Below are 19,205 nucleotides of genomic sequence, written 5' to 3'. Positions count from 1 at the left end.
CCAGGCTACGACGATGAGTGCTAATCCCATTAACAATTCGGGTAAAAAGTTAATGAAATTAGATAGCGCATTTTGAAACGAATCTGCTATGTTATCCATAATTAACCTACTCCTTTTCTAGTATTTTTTTATATTTTTTACATCTTTAGTATAGCCAAGGCGGCATTAAACGACAACTCATACGCTTTTTTATACATTAAAAAGCTTCCTGTTAGAAGAAACAGAAAGCCTTTTAAATTATTCATCTATATAAACGTAATGTTCTGGTTTCTGATCGAAATAAAACACCCCGACGCCACCGATGCCTAGATGTGCCGCAAGTACCGCGCCGATATCAAAAATTTGAACAGTTGCTTCTGGCAAAGCTGCTTTCACCATCGCTTCCAGCTTCAGCGCCGCGCCATAGTCATTCACGTGACTGATCGTAATCAGCTGGTCTGTAAACGAGCCGACGCCTTCTGTCATTTCTTTGATCATCCGTTTGTAAATGCGCTCTTGACCACGGACCAGTTTCTTTAAATAGATCCCCGTCTCATTTACAGATAAGTAGGGTTTGATATTGAGCATATCCCCGGCTGTCCCCGCCGCCTTGGGCAACCGACCGCCCTTGACCAGCCATTCCAGATTATTCAGGGTGAAGTGATACTGGATATGTTCTGCATTCCATTTCGTCTGCTCTACGATGGTATCAAAGTCTTCGTCACGTTTCACCATTTCCATCGCCTGAAGAGCCAGCAGTGCGCCGCCTCCGGAACCGCCTTTGGAATCGATCACGGCAATGTTCATATCGGGGAATTTTTCCCCATACTCTTTTGCCACTGCTTGGGCTACTTGAAAGGTGCCGGAAAACTGACTGTAAATGGTCAGGTAAATGATGTCTTCTCCCAGATCACGGGCTTTGTTAAACGCCTCTATAATGGTTTTGGGCGACACTTGCGCTGTTTTAGGCAAGAGTCCTTTTTCCATGTGAGCATGAATTTCCTCAAGTGAAATGTCCACTTGATCTAAGTAATCCTGTCCGTCGATAATGATGCTTAAAGGTAAAAAGTCATAATCATAGGTTTCTTTCATAAAGTCGTTCTGATCGATCCCTGAGTCAATCACTATTCTTATCATATATGTTCTCCTCGTTTGTCTTTAATCTAGTAAGTTGTTTATCTCTTCTATTGTTACCGGTTCATCAAAGTAGCGATTCCAGGTCGTTTTCAAGTGATCGAGTGAAACGTTCCCATATATGGCCACGGCCTTATCTTTCCAGCTGTTCAATATTCGGGCTTTTTTAACTTCACTAGAAGAGCTCGTTTCCGGCCGGTCACTATCTGCATGCAGGCGATCCTTCACACTGAATAGAATTTCTTCAGGTATCAGCAGCAAGATACTGTCGTCTTCTCTGGCAACGAAGAAGAAGCCCTGCCTGATCAAAGGAAGGAATCCTTCAATATCTGTCAAGGCTTTTACACGGTATATATTGGTTTCCAGATCGGGTAAACGGACCAGTACCTCTTCAAGGATCGGATGGTAAATCGTTTCCGCCTGCTCGGTCGTGTTTTCAGCTATCGCGTTCACCATTTTAGTTTTATTCCAACTTTTTTTTACCGCAACCGCTTGTCTCTCTGCCCGGTCCAGGAGTTCTGCTTTGGTGTGTCCGTTCAGCAGTTCAATCAGCTCGACCTTGTTTTTGTTCCATTTAATAAACGCAACATCTGCTTCTGTACTAGTCATCCTGACGTCCTTTCTTTTAATAGACTCTATCATTTTATTCATTAATCGAACCCTGTCCAGTTATACTTCTAACCAGTCAAAGTCCAAAATCTCCACTTCATGATTTTCTTCGATTTCTTTCAGTACGGCTTCCAGTCGCTGCCGACATAGTTGCCGGTTATTCCCGACAATGCCTAAACCGATCACCGCCTTATTATGCATATCCAGTTCATCCACTTCAGCCACAGATAAATGATGCCGATTTTCAATGCGTCTCAGGATACTTTGTATGACGCTGCGCTTATCTTTCAGTGAATAAGAATCAAAAATCCGCAGTGTTATTTCTACTCCCATCAATACCATCAGCTTCGTCCTCCTCGAAAAAAGTTAGTTGTTTACAGTTGTTCGATGACCCTCACGCAAACAATTCAGAAAAAGTTTATCTATGACTATTAAACCGATTTTATTCATCTTTTTCAAGTATACCATATTTTATTTTTTCATAAATAGTTACATTTTTCTCATTATTTCATAAAGAAAGTGAGAATTCATTTATTTTTCCGCCGCAATGTTATAAGATGAAGACTATGTATTTTTTGGAGTTGGGGTGTGTCATGAAATTATTACATTTATTGGATTGGTCAAGAATATCATATGTGGCTAGAGGTATCCTCGTTGGTACTTTAGCAGGCATCGTTATCAGTTTATTCCGTTTATTTGTTGAAATACTAGTTGAAGCGGTCATTGAAATTTATCATTTTTTAAACGGGAACCCTATTTGGATCATCGGTTGGGTAGGAGTGATGCTGCTTTCCGCCTTTATTGTCGCACTGCTTATCAAGCATGAGCCGGATATTCGTGGTTCAGGCATACAGGATATTGAAGCACAACTGTATGGCTTGCTGCACCTTAACTGGGTTTCCATTATTTGGAGAAAGTTTATCGGGGGCGCATTAGCCATCGGTTCCGGTCTGGCGCTTGGTCGTGAAGGTCCTTCTATTCAATTAGGTGGTGCTGTCGGTCAGGGTGTGAATCACTTCTTGAAAGGGAATCGATCACAAGAAAACATCCTGATTTCTGCCGGAGCCAGTGCCGGATTGTCAGCCGCCTTTAATGCTCCAGTTTCAGGCATCATGTTTATTTTAGAAGAAGTGCATCAAAAATTTTCCAGCGTCTTACTCCTGGCCGCTTTTTCTGCATCGATCACAGCCAATTTTGTGGCCTATCAAATTTTCGGTGTAGAACCGGCTTTAAACTTAGGCTCTATGCTGGAGTTTCCTTTAGAATACTATGGCCATCTCATCTTGATGGGCATCGTATTGGCCTTAGGTGGCTGGTTATACAAAGAAGTGCTGCTTGTCATGCCTAAACTTTACAGCATGTTACCGATTCCACCTTATCTGATTGGGTTTATCCCATTTTTGCTGGTCATTCCTGTGGGGCTCTATTTCCCTAACATGCTCGGCGGTGGAACAGGTGTGATCAATATGATCAACAGCAGCTCTGTCACTCTCTGGTTATTGATCGGTATCTTCGTCTTCCGTTTTGTTTTCTCTCAAATTTCTTACGGCTCTGGATTACCAGGCGGCATATTTGTTCCCGCGTTAAGTCTCGGTGCGCTGCTCGGAGCCATATATGGTAATGGAGCCTTAATGGTTACGGGCATCGAGGATATCTTCTTGCGCAGTTTCATCATTTATGCCATGGGTGGGTTTTTAACCTCGGTGACTAAAGCACCCATGACCTCTGTTATGCTTATTACTGAAATGACAGGCACGGTGACCCATCTTATGCCCCTGGCCGTTGTTTGTTTAGTGTCCTATGTCGTTACTGACTTTGTTGGTTCTGAACCCATCTACGATGAGTTACTTTACCGTAAAGTCAACCGTCGACCTAGTATCTTCGAAGGTCAAGTGGCTGAAATTGAAATTCACGTTGAATCCGATTCTGACTTAGACGGCATGACGGCAGGAGAATTGACACTGCCTTATGATGCACGCATAATAAAAATCAGACGACATGACAATGAATTTATGCCTCATCTGGATACTACCTTTTCTGCCGGTGATGAGCTCATCATTAATGCCGATAAAGGTTTTCTTTCCGAAGTAAGGAAACATATTAATAAATTTAATTAATGAACACTATGTGATCTCTTTATTTAGTTTTTAACTAAGCTAAAGTTGGTCACATTTTTTTACGAAAAAATTCAGGATTATATGGTAAACTAGACATCAGTTACTTCATCATTATTTTTTAAGGAGATTCTCATGCATTATATATGGTTAGCAATCAAAGGATTATTTATTGGTATTTCAAATATCATACCCGGTGTTTCCGGGGGAACGATGGCTGTGTCTTTCGGTATCTATGATGATATCATTCACGCCTTTACAAATGTAAGAAAAGAATTCAAACTAAGCATGCGCATACTGGGTCCCATAGCCATAGGGGCACTGATCGGGATAGCCGGTTTTTCCATGGTCATTGGGTGGTTATTAGCCGAACACACTCTGTATACCGCCTTCGCCTTTGTCGGACTGATTCTCGGCGGTTTGCCGATACTGTCACAGTCACTGAAAGATAGTTTCAAACAAGAACAGCGCAAAGCAAATAGCGTGCATTTCCTGCTCTTTGTCGTATTTTTCCTCCTCGTTTCGTGGATGGGCGTGGCCGACATCTCGGGCGGCGGTCCTGAAACCATCAGTCTGGGCTTTGGTCCGCTTGTAGCTTTATTTCTTGTTGGACTCGTTTCCGCAGCGGCCATGGTCGTTCCGGGCATTAGCGGTTCACTTTTGATGCTCATCATGGGCTATTACTACGCGGTCGTCTATACGATAAACGGCTTTACCAGCTCGCTTGCCGTCTTCGATATTGTGGCCCTGATCCCCTTTACTCTTCTGCTTACGGCCTATGCTTTCGGTATGATCGTGGGAATCATCCTGATCAGTAAAGTGATCGATTACTTCTTTAAGCACTACCCTAGTTTCACTTACGCTTCAATTCTTGGCCTTGTCCTCGCTTCACCGATTGCAGTGATTGCCAATACGGATGCACTGATCGGTCTGAATATCGAAAATGGGTTTTTCAAACTGTTTGTTGCCCTGGTCATTGCCCTTGCCTCTTACGCTTTGACATTTGTCCTAGGCAAAACGGATGATGTCACAAAGGAATTACCTGAAGAATCTCAAATTTGATTTTATTTAAGCAAACTACACTATTCCTTATTTAAGTCGACAGACATTAAATGAGGAATAGTTTTTTTCTTATTTAAGTCCACCTACATATCCGAAAAGGAGGCCATTATGAGTGATCGAATCACTGCTTTAAACACGAATGAACCCGCAGACAAACCTTATGTCGTCTATTGGATGCAGGCCAGTCAGCGGGCTGACTATAATCATGCCTTGGAGTATGCCATTGCACAGGCCAACGAACTGGACAAGCCGCTGCTCGTTTATTTCGGCTTGACCGCTGATTTTCCTGAAGCGAATGCACGTCATTATACGTTTATGCTCGAAGGTCTGCAGGACGTTAAAGAAGAGTTGAGTACGCGTGGTTTGGCGTTTATCGTACAGCTCACTTCTCCAGAAAAAGGTGCGGTCGCTTTGGCGGAAGATGCTGCTTTATTGGTCGTCGACCGCGGCTATCTGCGTATCGAACGCGAGTGGCGTGACCATGTGGCGAAGGCCGTCTCCTGTCCATTCATTCAAGTCGAGACGAATGTCATCGTCCCTGTGGAAGCCGCTTCCGATAAAGAAGAATACGCGGCACGTACGATCCGCAGTAAGATCCATAAGCAACTCGATGCCTATACAGAACCGTTACCCAAAACAGATGCCGTTCATGCCTCTCTCGATTTGGACTTGCCTTATGAAAAGAGGGATATCTCGGCTATCCCTGCCTTGATAGCTGAATTAGGCTGTGACCAGAGCGTTCCGGCAGTGAAGTGGCTCAGAGGAGGCACTTCTCAAGCCAAGAGCCGTTTGTCTGATTTCATAGACACTCACCTGCCCGATTACGATGAAAAGCGAAACCAGCCTGGTCTGGCGATCACTTCCGACATGAGTCCCTATCTCCATTTCGGCCAGATCTCTCCGTTATATATCTACGAGCAGCTGGCTGACGTGCCTGCTTCGGAAAGCAAGAAGGCCTTCATCGAGGAATTCGTGGTGCGCAGAGAACTCAGTATGAATTTTGTTTTTTATAATGACCAGTATGATTCCTATGCCTGTCTACCGGACTGGGCCAGAGAAACGCTGGCCCAGCATGCCGATGACGAGCGAGAAACGGTGTACAGTCTTGAGGAACTCGAGACCTCTGACACCGGCGATCCCTACTGGAACGCCGCGCAATCGGAGATGGTGAACACAGGCAAAATGCACGGCTACATGCGTATGTACTGGGGCAAGAAGATCATCGAGTGGAGTCCGTCCCCCGAAGAAGCCTATTCCAGAGCACTATATCTGAACAACAAATACAATCTCGATGGCCGGGACCCGAATAGTTTTACCGGCATCGCCTGGTGTTTCGGCAAGCACGACCACGGCTGGAAAGAACGCCCTGTTTTCGGCAAAGTGCGCTATATGAACGCTAAAGGCCTCGAACGGAAATTCAAGATGTCAGACTATTTGCTCCGCGTAGCCAATAGTCTCCCGAAAGATTAATGTATGGTTTAGCGCTTCATCAATAGAACCCGTTCAGAAACCTCAGACAAAACGATGTCTGAGGTCTCATTGTTGCTTTTTTGTAGTGACGTGTCGAACTCACTGTGAAATGATTTGTGAGTCTGTCATTTCGCGGCCCTGATGACCAGCTCACTGATGAATTATTTCCGAGTCTGTCATTTTGCAGTCGTGATGACCAGCTCATGATCGAATTAATTCTGAGTCTGTCATTTTGCAGTCGTGATGACCAGCTCACCCGGAAACCGATACTGAGTCTGTCATTTCGCGGCCCTGATGACCGGCTCACTGCGAAATCGACCCTGAGTCTGTCATTTCGCGGGCGCGATGACCAGCTCACGAAATATCAAGTGCTGAGTCTGCGCTTTGGCAGAAAAGACGTTTTTTAAAACAAGAAAAGGCTAGAGCAGTCATCTTTGTGGCTGCTCTAGCCTTTTTCATTACTGAAGATCTTTTATTCGTTTTCCAGCTCTTCAATCAATGATTTCATTTCATCGATTTCTCTTCTTTGGGCATCTATGATTGCTTCTGAAAGTTCCACGACGCGTTCATCTTCAAGATTTGCGCGTTCACTTGTCAAGATGGCTATGGAGTGATGAGGTATCATCGCTTTCATCCACGAAACATCGTCCACAGTGGTCTGGCTTCGAACGAGAAATAGACTCACCCCGAATATCACTGCCGCACTTGCCAGGATTATACCATTCACTTTTTTATTGTCATACATACTCCACATAAAGAGCATCATAATAACTGCCATCGTCGCTCCCATAAGAATTGCCATGTAAATGCGGGTTTCACTGAGTGTTGCATGAGAAAACTCGAACACGTTTAAGTACATCAGCAAATACATGACAATCGTCGACGTTAAAATCATGGCTCCAAATCGAATATATTTTTTCATTTTAATCATTTCCTCCTTGTGTTGCTTTATTAAGGGCCTCTTGCAATACTGTTTCTGTCTCATCGTCAAAAGCGACAAACAAGACTTTCTCAATGGCTGAGTCTTCTCTGGTCAAATCCACAACCGTTTGTGTGGCGATCTCGCTCGCCTCTTTTAGTGGGTAACCGTAAATGCCGGTACTGATAGCAGGAAACGCCAGTGATCGCAAGCCCTTCTCTTTTGCCACTGCTATGCTGTTTTCGTAACAGTTTTTCAACTGCTCTGGTTCGCCGTGGTTTCCATCCCGATATACGGGCCCCACCGCATGAATGACGTAGTCTGCGGGCAAATCAAACCCTTGAGTCAGTTTTGCTTCACCGGTTTCAGCACCATTCAGTTTCTTGCACGCTTCTTTCAACTTCGGTCCAGCCGCGCGGTGAATGGCTCCGTCCACGCCGCCTCCACCGAGCAATGATTTGTTGGCTGCATTAACGATGGCATCCACGTCAATTTCCGTAATGTCTCCTTTATACACTTCCCATTTCATCGGTGTCCTCCCTCTGCAAAAATGATCATCCTGAAATCTAATCGAGCAGTGACTCCAATAACTAGATCCATCTAATTGTATCGAAACGGCATTTTGTTTAATTCTTTGTGGACCTCTTATTAATATAATATACATGAAATTAAAGCAGTGCAAACAAAAAGCTCAGTCCACAGGGCGTCGAGCATCAGCGCTGTCAGGCAGGCTGATGCTCGTCACTCTATGACTGAGCTTCTAAATTATAGCTTTATTCTTCTGAAATATTGTCTGTGGTGTCTATCTTTTTACCGAAAATGTAGATCACGGCGACGATCGCGATCATAGCGATCGGCAAGACCAGCATCACGGACATCCCAAACGCTGACGGGATGTACCCGAAGAGAATAGAGATGACTGCTACAGCTATTGCATAAGGCAACTGCGTTTTGACGTGATCCATCAGGTTTGAGCCGGCACCCATGGAAGACAGGATCGTTGTATCTGAAATGGGTGACGCATGGTCTCCAAAAATAGCGCCGGTCAAGACGGCTCCGGTCGACATGATGACAAAATCCGGATTTCCCGGCTGCATGGCTGTTGCCAAAGGAATCGCCAGGGGCATTAAAATACCCATTGTTCCGTACGATGTCCCGGTGGCGAACGAAATGATCGCTCCGAGTAAAAAGATGACGGTTGGCAATAAGACTGGTGGCATCGTACCGCTGAGTAAGGAGACGAGATAGTCGGCTGTGCCGAGATTTCCCATGACACCTGACAGTGACCAGGCAAGAATCAAAATCACTCCGGTAATCATCAGTGTTTTCATCCCGTTGACCCAGATATCAATGCCCTTACCGATGCTGAAGTGTCCTTGTGTGACACCCATGGTCAGCGCGATAATACTCGCAATCAGTGCGGCCTGGAAAAGAACGACGGACGCGTCAGAAGCACCAAAAACTTCTCTCAGTGTTTCAAAAGAAAAAGGTGAGTTTTCAATGATTTGAATCACTGCTGTATTATCAGAATCCAATATCGCTTGACGGCCGTTCGTATAAAAGCCGATGAAACTGAAGAGAATAAGCGACCCGATTGGAATCAAGGCGTTCCAGGCCGATGTTTTCCCTTTTACCACGACTTCCAGCTCTTCATCCTGGTTTTCACTATAAGAACCTTTAGCTATGAGTTCATGCGAGTCTCTTGCACGTTTTTGTGCTTTACGCATAGGTCCGAACTCTCTTAATGTGACTGATGTGATTAAAACGAAGAACAACATCAGTATGTTATAAAAACGGTAAGGGATGGTTTGTAAAAAGATCCCATAGGCATTGACATCTTGGCCGATCGACTGATAGGCGTCGTTGATGAGCCCTACTTCATAACCGATCCAGGTTGAGATCAAAGCAATCCCTGCGATCGGTGCTGCTGTGGCATCGATAACAAAAGCCAGACGTTCTCTGGAAATTTTCATTTTATCAGAAACCGGACGCATGATAGGTCCGACGATCAGGGCATTCGCATAATCATCAAAGAAGATCATTAGGCCGAGCAGCCATGTAATGAGCTGAGCGCTGACTGGTCCTTTAGCTTTTTTAGCCAAACCTTCAGCGATGGCACTTGCCCCACCGGTAGAAGTGATGAGTGCAATCAGTCCTCCTATAGCGAGAACTTGCAAAATGATTCCTGCATTCCAAGGGTCAGCTAATGAAGATAACAGGTAGTCGACAATATCCGTGAAACCGTAGAGTAAGCCTAGTAGCATGTTGGCTCCCCCGGCATATTGAATGACCACTGTGCCGGTAAAGATGCCTAAGAAGAGTGACAAGACCACATTCTTTGTAGCAAACGCTAAAATAATGGCAACAATGGGCGGAATCAACGTCAAAGGCCCCATTGATTGTGCGAGATTTCCGTTCGCCTCCTGGGCAAAAACGGGTGTCGGTATGAGCGACATGAGTGTTGCGAGTACAAGTATCAAACTGAATGGTCTAGCTAGTTTTTTCATCGTGTTCTCCAATCCATAATTTTTTACATAGAAAAAAGCACCCAAGGACACAATTCCTCAGATGCTTTAATAATCGCATGTTCAAGGATAGTGCTCCACGCAAGCGTGACAGTCATACGCTTTTTAAACGTATGCCCAGGATGAATGAGATGACGCTCACCTTCCTTCGGCAAAGAACCCTTTCCTGTTTTTCATCGGCTGTCGGGCCTCCAAACAGTACTCTTTTTCTTCGCACCTCTATCTTTTATTCTATTTTCAATGTTTTTAATTTTACTCTATTTTCCTTTATAATTCAAGGTTTATTTGAATTATTAATTTTCATACGGAACTGATTTTTTTGCCGGGTGGCTGATTCAAACTTGAAATCCACACTTCGTATTCTTTATATGTAATCGTCCGGAAAGATTCCGGACCTGTTTTGATTCTTTCGATCATCGTTTTTCCCTTTCGGGGTGATCCTTTTTTAAAAAAACTGCGTGACTAATATAATTCACGCAGCCACAAGTCTAACCCTTTAAAATTTCAAATCTCACTGTTTAGTTTCTTGTGATTAACCAGTATCGTCAATTTTGCTTGCCTCGATCCAATGTGGTCGATGCTTTTCTAGTTGTTCTCGTTTTCTTCCTTTGAATAAGCTTCGTCTATTTTTTTCCCGACCACAAAGAAAGAGATAAACAAGCCGGATACAGCAGCCACAAGACTTCCAATGATAGCAATGGCTGTTAGAATTATTTTTTTCGTATTACTCATTTTTACACCCTCCTATTATGTCCAAGAGTTACGTCGTCATCAGCAATAAATGCTCATCATTCTTTGCTTTTCCAATGATTTCATCCGAACTTGCTGCAGTAGAACCTCATATTTAAAGAAGACCCGCCATATATATTGATACGAGGTACCGGTTGCTCAGCAAGAATCACTGTTCCGGTTTAGTTATCAAATAGTCTATATCAGCGTGAGTTCGTCATCCCAAGTACAATCTCTAGTCGAAATGACGGGCCCTTTCCCATTTCAATACGCTTTAGTCATTCCGCCATCGACCAGCAGCTGCTGTCCGGTGATATACGTATTGGCATCGGAAACTAAAAACGCAGCTATTTTCGCGAGTTCCTCGGGCTGACCGTAACGTCCAAGCGGTATGGTATCTTCGACGGAAGCTCTGACCTCTTCCGCCGATTTACCTTCTCGTTCAGCCCGGTTGCTGTCCAATTCCACTATGCGGTCGGTATCGATCCGTCCGGCGCCGATCGTATTGACCAGAATACCGTCTTTGGCTAATTCTTGAGAGAGACTTTTTGACAAACCTAGAATGCCCATGCGAAAAACGTTAGATAGAATGAGATTTTCTACGGGTTGTTTGATCGATGAGGACGCATTATTTAAGATACGTCCATTTGTTTCTCTCAGATCCGGCAACACCGCTTTGATCGTCCGCACATAACTTAAAAGCGTGAGGTTGAAGGCTTCCTGCCAGTCCCAATCGGAGAGTTGTTCCAGCGACCCTCCCGGTGGTCCACCCGTATTATTGACCAGAATATTTATTTTTCCAAATGTTTTTCGTGTATTTTCCACCAGATGTTTGATACTTCTGGCATCTGTTAGATCTGAAATCATATAAGCTACTTTCCCTCGCGCATTCACTTCGATCTCATTTTTTGCTTGTTCCAGTGTCGCCTTGTTCCTACTCGTCAGCATCACGTTGGCACCTTCTCTGGCCAGTTCGTTCGCAATGGCTTTGCCGAGTCCTGAACTTGATGCCAGGACGAGCGCTGTTTTTCCTGAAAGTTTAAGATCCATCTTTTGACCTCCCCGTTACTTTCTGACTCTCTTGACTATAACAACTTTTCACAACGAAATTCAATGTCCACCTTCGTCTGTCTCTCTTTGATAAATGACGATCGGTTTTCTGGCCGCCGCGACTTCATCTAAACGTCTGACTGATTTGGTGAATGGTGCACCCGTCACTTGCTCCGGATTTTCTTCCGCATCTTTAGCGATCTCGATCAGCGCATCCGCGAAGGCATCCAAGGTCTCTTTCGCTTCCGTTTCAGTCGGTTCGATCATCAGACATTCATCGACGATCAGCGGGAAGTAAACGGTTGGTGAATAGAACCCGTAATCGAGCAGTCGTTTAGCGATGTCTGTGGTTCTGACGCCCAGTTTTTTCTGACGGTTTCCGCTCAGTACAAATTCATGTTTACAGATCGATTTGTACGGGGTGTCAAAGTAAGGTTCGAGTCTCGCTTTCAAGTAGTTGGCGTGTAAAACCGCGTCTTCAGACACTTGCTGCAGGCCTTTTGCCCCCATGGATCGAATGTAGGCGTAAGCCCGTACATTGACGCCAAAGTTGCCGTAATAACCTTTCACACGTCCGATGGATCTCGGATGATCGTAAGTCAGTTTAAAGGTGCCTCCGTCTTTTTCAATTCGTGGAGACGGCAGGAAGTCTGTTAAGTAATCGACCACGCCGATCGGTCCTGATCCGGGCCCGCCACCGCCGTGAGGGGTGCTGAATGTTTTGTGCAGGTTCAAATGCACCACATCAAAGCCCATTTCTCCAGGTGTCGATTTGCCTAGGATGGCATTGGCGTTCGCTCCGTCGTAATAAAGCAGGCCGCCTGCTTCGTGTACGATCTCAGCAATTTCCACGATATCCACTTCAAACAAACCTAACGTATTCGGATTGGTCAGCATCAAGCCAGCCGTATCGGGTCCGATGGCTGCTTTCAGCGCTTCCACGCCTACACGACCTTCCTGATTGGACTTGATTTCAACGACATCGAATCCGGCAACGACCGCACTGGCCGGATTGGTTCCGTGAGCAGAGTCAGGGACCAGGATCTTACGGCGCTGGTCCCCTTCGCCGTTTGCTTGATGGTACGCTTTGAAAATAAGCAGGCCGGACCATTCACCTTGAGCACCCGCTGCCGGTTGCAGTGAAATAGCATCCATGCCGGTCACTTCTTTCAGGTTTTCTTCCAGGCGGTGCATCATCTCCAAAGCGCCCTGTGCCGTCATTTCCGGCTGCAGTGGATGGATGTTGGCAAACCCACTGTAGCGGGCAATATCTTCATTGATCTTCGGATTATATTTCATCGTACATGAGCCGAGCGGGTAAAAGCCGGTTTCGATCCCAAAGTTTTTGTTCGATAAAGCCGTGTAATGACGCATCACTTGGAGTTCGGATAATTCCGGCAATTCAGCCGGCGTTTCTCTTTGTAAATGGGCCGGTATAACGTCACTTAAATCGGTTGTTTCGATAGAAGATTCGGGCAGGCTAAATGCCTGTCTGCCTTTTTTGGAAATTTCAAATACCAAGTCATCGTAAGTTGTATTCATTTATTTCCCCTCCCCTGTCAAAACTTCGATCAGCGTATCCATTTCTTCTTTCGTACGTTTTTCGGTCACACAAAGCAGCAGGGCATTGTCAGTCCCCAGATAGTTTGAAACGTCGTAACCCGACACGATGCTTTGTTGCAGCAGTTTTTTAGAGACGTCTTCGACCGGCTCGCTGCATTTGACCACAAATTCATTGAAGAAGGCATCACTGGATAACACTTCTAAGCCTTTGTTTTTCAACTGGTTCTTAACGTAATGGGCATGGTTGATGTTCAGCTGGGCCATTTCCTGCAGGCCGACTTTGCCTACGGTCGATAAGAAGACCGCACTGGCAAGTGCCGTTAAAGCCTGATTGGAACTCATATTGGAGGTCGCTTTTTCACGACGGATATGCTGTTCACGTGTCTGCAGCGTCATGACGAAGCCGCGTTTACCGTCCTGGTCTGTGGTTTGCCCGACGATACGACTCGGCACCTTACGCATGTATTTTTTCTTCACGGCAAAGTAACCACAGTGCGGGCCGCCGTAACTCATCGACAGGCCAAGCGGCTGGGTATCTCCAACGACAATGTCTGCTCCTAATTTTCCTGGTGATTCGAGTACGGCTAAGGCTAACGGGTTGGCCATGACGATAAGGAGCGTCTTGGTTGCTTCGCACAACGCCTTCACCGCTTTTAAATCTTCGATGGTCCCGTAAAAGTTAGGGTACTGGATAATGACGGCCGCGGTCTGATCGCTTAAGGCTATTTCCAGCGCAGCTAGATCGGTTTGCGTGGCAGCCAGTCCGATTTCGTTGACTTCATACTCCATGCCGTATGCGTAGGTATGGATCACTTCTTTTGCCTGAGGATGGAGTGCTTTTGAGTACAGCACCTCAGGTCTCTTCGTCACCGAGGTCGCCAGGTTACAGGCTTCACCCAAAGATGTAAAGCCGTCATATAAACTCGAATTCGCGACGTCCATGCCGGTCAGTTCGCACATCATCGTTTGAAATTCGAACAAGGCCTGCAGTTCGCCCTGACTGGCCTCTGGTTGATAGGGGGTGTAAGCCGTCATAAATTCCGAACGGAGCAGCACATGGTTGACGACACTTGGAATGTAATGGTCATATGTACCGGCACCGATGAAATAGGCGTGGGTATCGGTCGTAACGTTTACTTCGGCCAAATTTTTCATGTGTCGGATCAAGGCCTGTTCACTTAATGCCTCTTCCAGTTCGATCTTTTTCTCTTTCGTTGCGCGAGTAGATTCAGGGATGTCCGAGAATAGTTCTTTAATCGATGAGATGCCGATGGTCTCCAGCATCTCTTTTCGGTCTTGTTTAGTTGTCGGTAAATAACGGTGCTGTTTATCCAAACTGATCACTCCCCGTGTGGTTTTTCCACGACAATCTCTTTAAGGTAACTATTTAAAGGATATTTCTAATGAAAAGGTAGAAAAAGGAGAGGGTTTCAGCCTCCTCTTTCTACCTGGATACTTTTATAGTGTGTCTAGATAGTCCTGGTAGCCTTTTTCATCTAATAATTCAGATGTGTCTACGGCATTAGTTGATTGAAGTTCTATGAGCCAGCCCTCTTCATAAGGTGATTCATTCAATTTTTCAGGTTCATCTTCCAGTGCACTGTTAACTTTGGCAACGGAACCTTCAACGGGTGCAAAAATCTCAGAGGTGGATTTTACGGATTCAACCGTTGAAAATTCATCTTCTTCAGATAAGGTTGCGCCTACTTCCGGCAATTCGACAAAAACGATATCACCTAATTGTTCAACGGCATATTCAGTGATCCCGATACGTACATAGTCATCCTTGATGACCTCGATCCATTCGTGTTCTTTTGTGTAAAACAATTTGGCTATGTCTGTCATTGTGCATTCTCCTTTATTAATTAGTTTTTTAAAAAGTTTTTCTTCGTTACCTTTGCCTCCACTTTATTTTTGCGGATCTGGATCTTGACCGTATCGCCCAGTTTGATACCGGCTTTTTTGATGCGCATGAAACCAATGCTTTTTCCCAGGGTCGGTGATTGTGTGCCTGAGGTCACCACGCCGATCTCTTCATCATCATTATTAAAAACTAGATGCCCTTCACGCGCAATGCCTCTACCTAAGACCTCAAATCCCCGAGATAAATAAGTCGTCCCCGTTTCTTTCTGGTCTTCCAAAGCTTTCTGGCCGATAAACGGTTCTGGTTTGTCCCATTTCACCGCAAAACGCAGACCCGCTTCCAGAGGAGTGACGTCTTCAGTTAGATCATGTCCGTAAAGCGGCATGCCCGCTTCCAGACGTAACGTATCACGCGCGCCCAATCCGCATTCTTTGATATTGTACGCTTCACCGACAGCTAAGAACGTTTTCCAAAGTGCTTCGGTTTCATCCCATTTCACGTAACACTCATATCCGTCTTCCCCAGTATAACCTGTGCGGGAGAGTAAGACATCACTGAATTCCGCTGTCGAGACATCCGGTAAAAAGTGATAATTCTTAATGTCCAGCGCTTCTTTTCCGAATACCTCCGCCACGACATCTTTCGCTTTCGGCCCTTGAATCGCGATCAGACCTATTGCCGCTGAAAAGTCTTTCAAGTCAACGTCTTCTTCTTTATGCTCATTTAACCATTGCCATATTTTAGCGGTTCTTGATGCATTGGGCGTAAGTAAGTATTCCGATTCACTCATTTTAAAGATGATGATATCGTCTAAAATACCCCCATCTTCGTTTGTGACCAAAGTATAAACAGCCTGATTCACATCTATTTTTGACACATCATTCGTGATCAGCTTGTTCAACCATCTGGTGGCACATTTACCTGAAACTTTTATTTCTCCCATATGGGAAACGTCAAACAGTCCGACATGTTCTCTCACGACTTTATGCTCGTCACTCAATCCCGAAAACTGAATCGGTAAGGCCCATGAGCCAAAATCCATCAGTTTGACATTATTACCCTGATAATACGAGTATAACGGCGTGTGTTTCAAGTCGGTATCTTCATTTGCCAAAGCTATCCCTCCACACTTTTCAGCTGACAAGATGATCACTATCTGACCCTCCGTCACTTCACATTCATTTTAACACTATTCGACCACTTCGGAAACTAAAAAGAACAGGTAAATCGAACTATTGAAAGTATCCACTAGTCTTTGCTCGATATCTGAAAACACCAAAAAAACAAGCAAGCACTTGCTTCTCTTTATAGAGAATTATGAAGTTATGCTATACTTAAGTAACTATAAAAGGAGGTCTTTTCATGACAAATGCAATGTCCGATTTTGTTTACTATAATCCAGTAAAAGTGATATTTGGAAAAAACAAGATTGAAGAATTAGCTAAACATATTCCATCAGATAAAAAAGTATTGATCACGTACGGTGGTGGCAGTGTCAAACGTTTCGGAACGCTCGACCGCGTGCTGGACGCACTGAAAGACTATGACGTGGGCGAATTCGGAGGAATCGAGGCGAATCCGACTTATGAAACATGTATCAAAGCTGTCGATAAGATCAAAGCAGAAGGATACGATTATCTTCTAGCTGTCGGCGGCGGTTCTGTCATCGACGGTACTAAATTCATCGCCGCAGCCGTCGAATTCGATGGGGATCCCAAAGATATTTTCGGCAAAGGTGTGGGTAAAGGACTACCGATCAAGTCCGCTGTCCCATTCGGAACGGTGCTCACGCTTCCCGCAACGGCTTCAGAAATGAACGACGGGGCTGTTATCAATTTCAAAAAAGAAAAAGCAAAAATCAGTTTCAGTGACTGGCGTGTCTTCCCGCAATTTTCGATCCTGGAACCGGAACTGACGTATACTTTACCTAAACGCCAGTTGGCAAATGGCGTAACGGATGCGTTTATCCATATCATCGAGCAATACCTCACTTACCCTGTCAACGGGATGGTGCAGGATGAATTTGCGGAAGGATTGCTGCGAGTCCTTATCCAAATCGGACCGGACGTTGTCGACGAAGATAATCATGACTACGCTCTGCGTTCCAACTACATGTGGACAGCGACCTTAGCCTTGAACCGCATCATTTCCCGCGGCGTTCCTGGTGACTGGTCGACACACGGCCTGGGACATGAAATCACGGTCTTGAATGACACTGATCATGCACGCAGTTTATCGGCCATTTTACCGGCTGTAATGATCGTCAGAAAATATAAAAAATGGGACAAACTGGTCCAGTATGCCGAAAAAGTCTGGGGCATCACCGAAGGCACTGAGGAAGAAAAAATCGATGCGGCCATCCTCAAAACCGTTGCTTTCTTCAAATCTCTCGATATGCCGACGAATCTAGCTGAAGTCGGCGTCGAAGCAGCCGATATCGATACCTTGGTCGATCAGCTTGAGGCTCACGGTAAAGAGGCAATATCTGAACGCGGCGATCAGACACTGGATGTTTCCCGCGAGATTTACCGCCAGGCATTGGCTTTAGATTTTTAAATGAATTGATTTTATAAGGTGAGAAAGGAGTGGTTCAAAATGTCGGCAATTAAAGTTGTTACACTTACCTCTTCTCTAATCATTTCCGGACTTCTTTTATCCGGGTGCAGCTGGTTTTTCAGCGATGAAACTGAACCGGAAACCCCTGACACGGAAGAAGAAATCCCCGTAGACGAAAACGACACTGAAGATACTGATACGGATCCTGAAGAGGATCCTGAGGACGAAGACGAGACTGAGGCTGAAATAGAACAAGATGTGACTGTTTGGTTCCCTCAACTCGAGGATACGCTACTCGATTATGAAGGGCAGGGCAATGAATTTGCACCCTTTACCCGCTATCCCCAGTTTGTTAAAGATGACACGCTACAAATGGTTGAATCAACTGGTGGCACTGATGTCGTAACGATTTATGCCTATTCGGATGAAGAAGTGAGAGAGGTCTTCAAACGAGCTGAGACCTATTTCCGGGAAGATTTTGACGATACCGGTTTAGCCAGCGAACAGGAAGATTTCGAGATCATCCTGCAGCAGCCTCTCGAAGTAGGTCACTCCTGGGAAAGTCCCAGCGGTTCCACGGCAGAAATAACAGGGGTCAATATTGAAAAGGACCTGCCTATCGGCACTGTTTTGACGCTCGAAGTGACACGTCTGTTCGATAATGGTAGTGAGATCATTGAGTATTACGGCGAAGACTTCGGTTTAGTTGAGCGTGTTTTCCACGTGGATGACGAAGAAGACACTATCTCGTCTACCCTGAATACATTATCCGAAGATACACCTGAAGAAATCCAGCTCACTGTTTACAGTGTTGATGATCAAGCCATGGGACTGGACAGCACGCCAGTCACCATGGAGCTCTATACGAACGAGCCCGCACGACTTGCGATCGCAGAAATCCTCAAAGGACAGGCACCTGATACTGAAACGGCCCAAGTTATCGCTGATGGCGTGGACATAAACTTCATGTATCTCCGTCAGGACGGGGTGGTGCATGCCGACTTCTCCGTTGAATTGACAGATATGAATGCCGGTTCCGGTGTTGAGGCAATGATTCTACAAGGCATCGTCAATACGATCGGCGAATACTACGGCGTCGAGGACGTATTGATTACGCTCGACAACGAACCTTATGAATCCGGCCATATCCTAATGGAAGAAGGCGAAACCTGGTCAGTCGACCACTCGAACGTCAATTAAAAAAGATAAAAGACTATTCTCCTCCATCCTTCTTTTTCAGAAGATAAAGGGCGAATAGTCTTTTCTTTTTGATTGGAATTGGATAACGACGGGTCTCGAGATCCGTCGTTTCATTCTGTTAGGTCTAAAGATTTTCAGGATGGGAGCTTTGGTGACCAAAGCTTCCTTTTATATTTAGTGAGTCTGTCATTCGGATCGTGTGATGACAAGCTCAGATTATATTTTTTCGTGAGTTCGTCATTCGGAGCGCATGATGACAAGCTCAGCTACTATTTTTTCGTGAGCTTGTCATTCGGAGCGCATGATGACAAGCTCAGCTATTATTTTCTGGTGAGTCTGTCATTCGGAGCGCGCAATGACAAGCTCAGCTACTATTTTTTCGTGAGTTCGTCATTTGGAGCACATGATGACAAGCTCGGCTACTATTTTTT

General features: G+C 45.2%; 18 protein-coding genes and 1 riboswitch. Of the genes, 6 read left to right on the top strand and 12 right to left on the bottom strand.

Annotated elements, in window-relative coordinates:
* Positions 1-237: 237 nt before the first annotated feature.
* Genes R6U02_RS04955 through R6U02_RS04945 form a run of 3 tightly spaced genes read right to left on the bottom strand, consistent with a single transcriptional unit; the run spans position 238 to position 2,064 of the window.
* A complete protein-coding gene (locus tag R6U02_RS04955) occupies positions 238-1,116 on the bottom strand; it encodes a DegV family protein (RefSeq protein WP_410262530.1) in 879 nt (292 codons plus the stop codon).
* A 21-nt stretch (positions 1,117-1,137) separates the two neighbouring features.
* Positions 1,138-1,764, bottom strand: coding sequence for a hypothetical protein (locus R6U02_RS04950; protein ID WP_410262529.1), 627 nt, complete (start codon positions 1,762-1,764; stop codon positions 1,138-1,140).
* 18 nt (positions 1,765-1,782) lie between these two features.
* Positions 1,783-2,064 (bottom strand): DUF503 domain-containing protein, encoded by a 282-nt coding sequence (locus tag R6U02_RS04945; RefSeq protein WP_410262528.1) that lies wholly within the window; start codon positions 2,062-2,064, stop codon positions 1,783-1,785.
* Positions 2,065-2,315: 251 nt separating this feature from the next.
* Between R6U02_RS04945 and R6U02_RS04940 the strand changes: the two genes are divergently transcribed.
* The 3 genes from R6U02_RS04940 (at position 2,316) to phrB (ending at position 6,368) form a co-directional block, all read left to right on the top strand.
* The gene (locus R6U02_RS04940) at positions 2,316-3,839 is read left to right on the top strand and encodes a ClC family H(+)/Cl(-) exchange transporter (protein ID WP_410262527.1); all 1,524 of its coding nucleotides are present in this window, start codon (positions 2,316-2,318) and stop codon (positions 3,837-3,839) included.
* Between the two features lie 132 nt (positions 3,840-3,971).
* On the top strand, positions 3,972-4,898 hold the full coding sequence (locus R6U02_RS04935; protein ID WP_410262526.1) for a DUF368 domain-containing protein: 927 nt from the start codon (positions 3,972-3,974) through the stop codon (positions 4,896-4,898).
* 108 nt (positions 4,899-5,006) lie between these two features.
* Positions 5,007-6,368: a deoxyribodipyrimidine photo-lyase gene (gene phrB / locus R6U02_RS04930; RefSeq protein ID WP_410262525.1), complete on the top strand. Its 1,362-nt coding sequence runs from the start codon at positions 5,007-5,009 to the stop codon at positions 6,366-6,368.
* 472 nt (positions 6,369-6,840) lie between these two features.
* On the opposite strand, the gene R6U02_RS04925 is transcribed toward phrB, so the two are convergent.
* The 9 genes from R6U02_RS04925 to gcvT form a co-directional block, all read right to left on the bottom strand.
* Positions 6,841-7,290 carry a DUF305 domain-containing protein gene (locus tag R6U02_RS04925; protein ID WP_410262524.1) on the bottom strand — a complete coding sequence of 150 codons (450 nt, stop codon included), beginning with the start codon at positions 7,288-7,290 and terminating at the stop codon, positions 6,841-6,843.
* 1 nt (position 7,291) lies between these two features.
* A complete protein-coding gene (locus tag R6U02_RS04920; RefSeq protein ID WP_410262523.1) occupies positions 7,292-7,816 on the bottom strand; it encodes an O-acetyl-ADP-ribose deacetylase in 525 nt (174 codons plus the stop codon).
* A gap of 244 nt (positions 7,817-8,060) precedes the next feature.
* Positions 8,061-9,794 (bottom strand): Na+/H+ antiporter NhaC family protein, encoded by a 1,734-nt coding sequence (locus R6U02_RS04915; RefSeq protein ID WP_410262522.1) that lies wholly within the window; start codon positions 9,792-9,794, stop codon positions 8,061-8,063.
* Between the two features lie 80 nt (positions 9,795-9,874).
* Positions 9,875-10,042: riboswitch (Lysine riboswitch) on the bottom strand.
* Positions 10,043-10,397: 355 nt separating this feature from the next.
* Complete coding sequence (locus R6U02_RS04910; RefSeq protein ID WP_410262521.1) at positions 10,398-10,544, bottom strand: hypothetical protein; 147 nt, start codon at positions 10,542-10,544, stop codon at positions 10,398-10,400.
* A gap of 261 nt (positions 10,545-10,805) precedes the next feature.
* Positions 10,806-11,591, bottom strand: a complete 786-nt coding sequence (locus R6U02_RS04905) for an SDR family oxidoreductase (RefSeq protein WP_410262520.1) — start codon at positions 11,589-11,591, stop codon at positions 10,806-10,808.
* Positions 11,592-11,651: 60 nt separating this feature from the next.
* A complete protein-coding gene (gene gcvPB, locus R6U02_RS04900) occupies positions 11,652-13,133 on the bottom strand; it encodes an aminomethyl-transferring glycine dehydrogenase subunit GcvPB (protein WP_410262519.1) in 1,482 nt (493 codons plus the stop codon).
* Entirely contained in the window at positions 13,134-14,489 is a 1,356-nt protein-coding gene (gcvPA, locus tag R6U02_RS04895; RefSeq protein WP_410262518.1) for an aminomethyl-transferring glycine dehydrogenase subunit GcvPA, read from the bottom strand. It abuts the gene before it with no gap.
* 123 nt (positions 14,490-14,612) lie between these two features.
* The gene (gcvH, locus tag R6U02_RS04890; RefSeq protein ID WP_410262517.1) at positions 14,613-14,999 is read right to left on the bottom strand and encodes a glycine cleavage system protein GcvH; all 387 of its coding nucleotides are present in this window, start codon (positions 14,997-14,999) and stop codon (positions 14,613-14,615) included.
* A 20-nt stretch (positions 15,000-15,019) separates the two neighbouring features.
* Positions 15,020-16,171 carry a glycine cleavage system aminomethyltransferase GcvT gene (gene gcvT / locus R6U02_RS04885; RefSeq protein ID WP_410262516.1) on the bottom strand — a complete coding sequence of 384 codons (1,152 nt, stop codon included), beginning with the start codon at positions 16,169-16,171 and terminating at the stop codon, positions 15,020-15,022.
* Positions 16,172-16,380: 209 nt separating this feature from the next.
* Between gcvT and R6U02_RS04880 the strand changes: the two genes are divergently transcribed.
* The 3 genes from R6U02_RS04880 to R6U02_RS04870 form a co-directional block, all read left to right on the top strand.
* A complete protein-coding gene (locus R6U02_RS04880) occupies positions 16,381-17,574 on the top strand; it encodes an iron-containing alcohol dehydrogenase (RefSeq protein WP_410262515.1) in 1,194 nt (397 codons plus the stop codon).
* A gap of 39 nt (positions 17,575-17,613) precedes the next feature.
* The gene (locus R6U02_RS04875) at positions 17,614-18,774 is read left to right on the top strand and encodes a GerMN domain-containing protein (RefSeq protein ID WP_410262514.1); all 1,161 of its coding nucleotides are present in this window, start codon (positions 17,614-17,616) and stop codon (positions 18,772-18,774) included.
* A gap of 177 nt (positions 18,775-18,951) precedes the next feature.
* The coding region (locus tag R6U02_RS04870; protein WP_410262513.1) for a hypothetical protein at positions 18,952-19,205 on the top strand (254 nt) is incomplete at its 3' end.

The organism is Alkalibacterium sp. (assembly GCF_046484155.1).
Classification (GTDB): Bacteria; Bacillota; Bacilli; order Lactobacillales; family Carnobacteriaceae_A; genus Alkalibacterium.
The sequence above is the reverse complement of the archived record's forward strand: the minus strand, read 5'-3'. Positions and strand labels throughout refer to the sequence as shown.

Coding starts and splice junctions, on each gene's coding strand:
- R6U02_RS04950 (WP_410262529.1), bottom strand. CDS start 1,764: ATGAATAAAATGATAGAGTCTATTAAAAGAAAGGACGTCAGGATGACT.
- R6U02_RS04915 (WP_410262522.1), bottom strand. CDS start 9,794: ATGAAAAAACTAGCTAGACCATTCAGTTTGATACTTGTACTCGCAACA.
- phrB (WP_410262525.1), top strand. CDS start 5,007: ATGAGTGATCGAATCACTGCTTTAAACACGAATGAACCCGCAGACAAA.
- R6U02_RS04920 (WP_410262523.1), bottom strand. CDS start 7,816: ATGAAATGGGAAGTGTATAAAGGAGACATTACGGAAATTGACGTGGAT.
- R6U02_RS04935 (WP_410262526.1), top strand. CDS start 3,972: ATGCATTATATATGGTTAGCAATCAAAGGATTATTTATTGGTATTTCA.
- R6U02_RS04910 (WP_410262521.1), bottom strand. CDS start 10,544: ATGAGTAATACGAAAAAAATAATTCTAACAGCCATTGCTATCATTGGA.
- R6U02_RS04880 (WP_410262515.1), top strand. CDS start 16,381: ATGACAAATGCAATGTCCGATTTTGTTTACTATAATCCAGTAAAAGTG.
- R6U02_RS04925 (WP_410262524.1), bottom strand. CDS start 7,290: ATGAAAAAATATATTCGATTTGGAGCCATGATTTTAACGTCGACGATT.
- gcvPB (WP_410262519.1), bottom strand. CDS start 13,133: ATGAATACAACTTACGATGACTTGGTATTTGAAATTTCCAAAAAAGGC.
- R6U02_RS04940 (WP_410262527.1), top strand. CDS start 2,316: ATGAAATTATTACATTTATTGGATTGGTCAAGAATATCATATGTGGCT.
- R6U02_RS04905 (WP_410262520.1), bottom strand. CDS start 11,591: ATGGATCTTAAACTTTCAGGAAAAACAGCGCTCGTCCTGGCATCAAGT.
- R6U02_RS04945 (WP_410262528.1), bottom strand. CDS start 2,064: ATGGTATTGATGGGAGTAGAAATAACACTGCGGATTTTTGATTCTTAT.
- R6U02_RS04955 (WP_410262530.1), bottom strand. CDS start 1,116: ATGATAAGAATAGTGATTGACTCAGGGATCGATCAGAACGACTTTATG.
- gcvH (WP_410262517.1), bottom strand. CDS start 14,999: ATGACAGACATAGCCAAATTGTTTTACACAAAAGAACACGAATGGATC.
- R6U02_RS04875 (WP_410262514.1), top strand. CDS start 17,614: ATGTCGGCAATTAAAGTTGTTACACTTACCTCTTCTCTAATCATTTCC.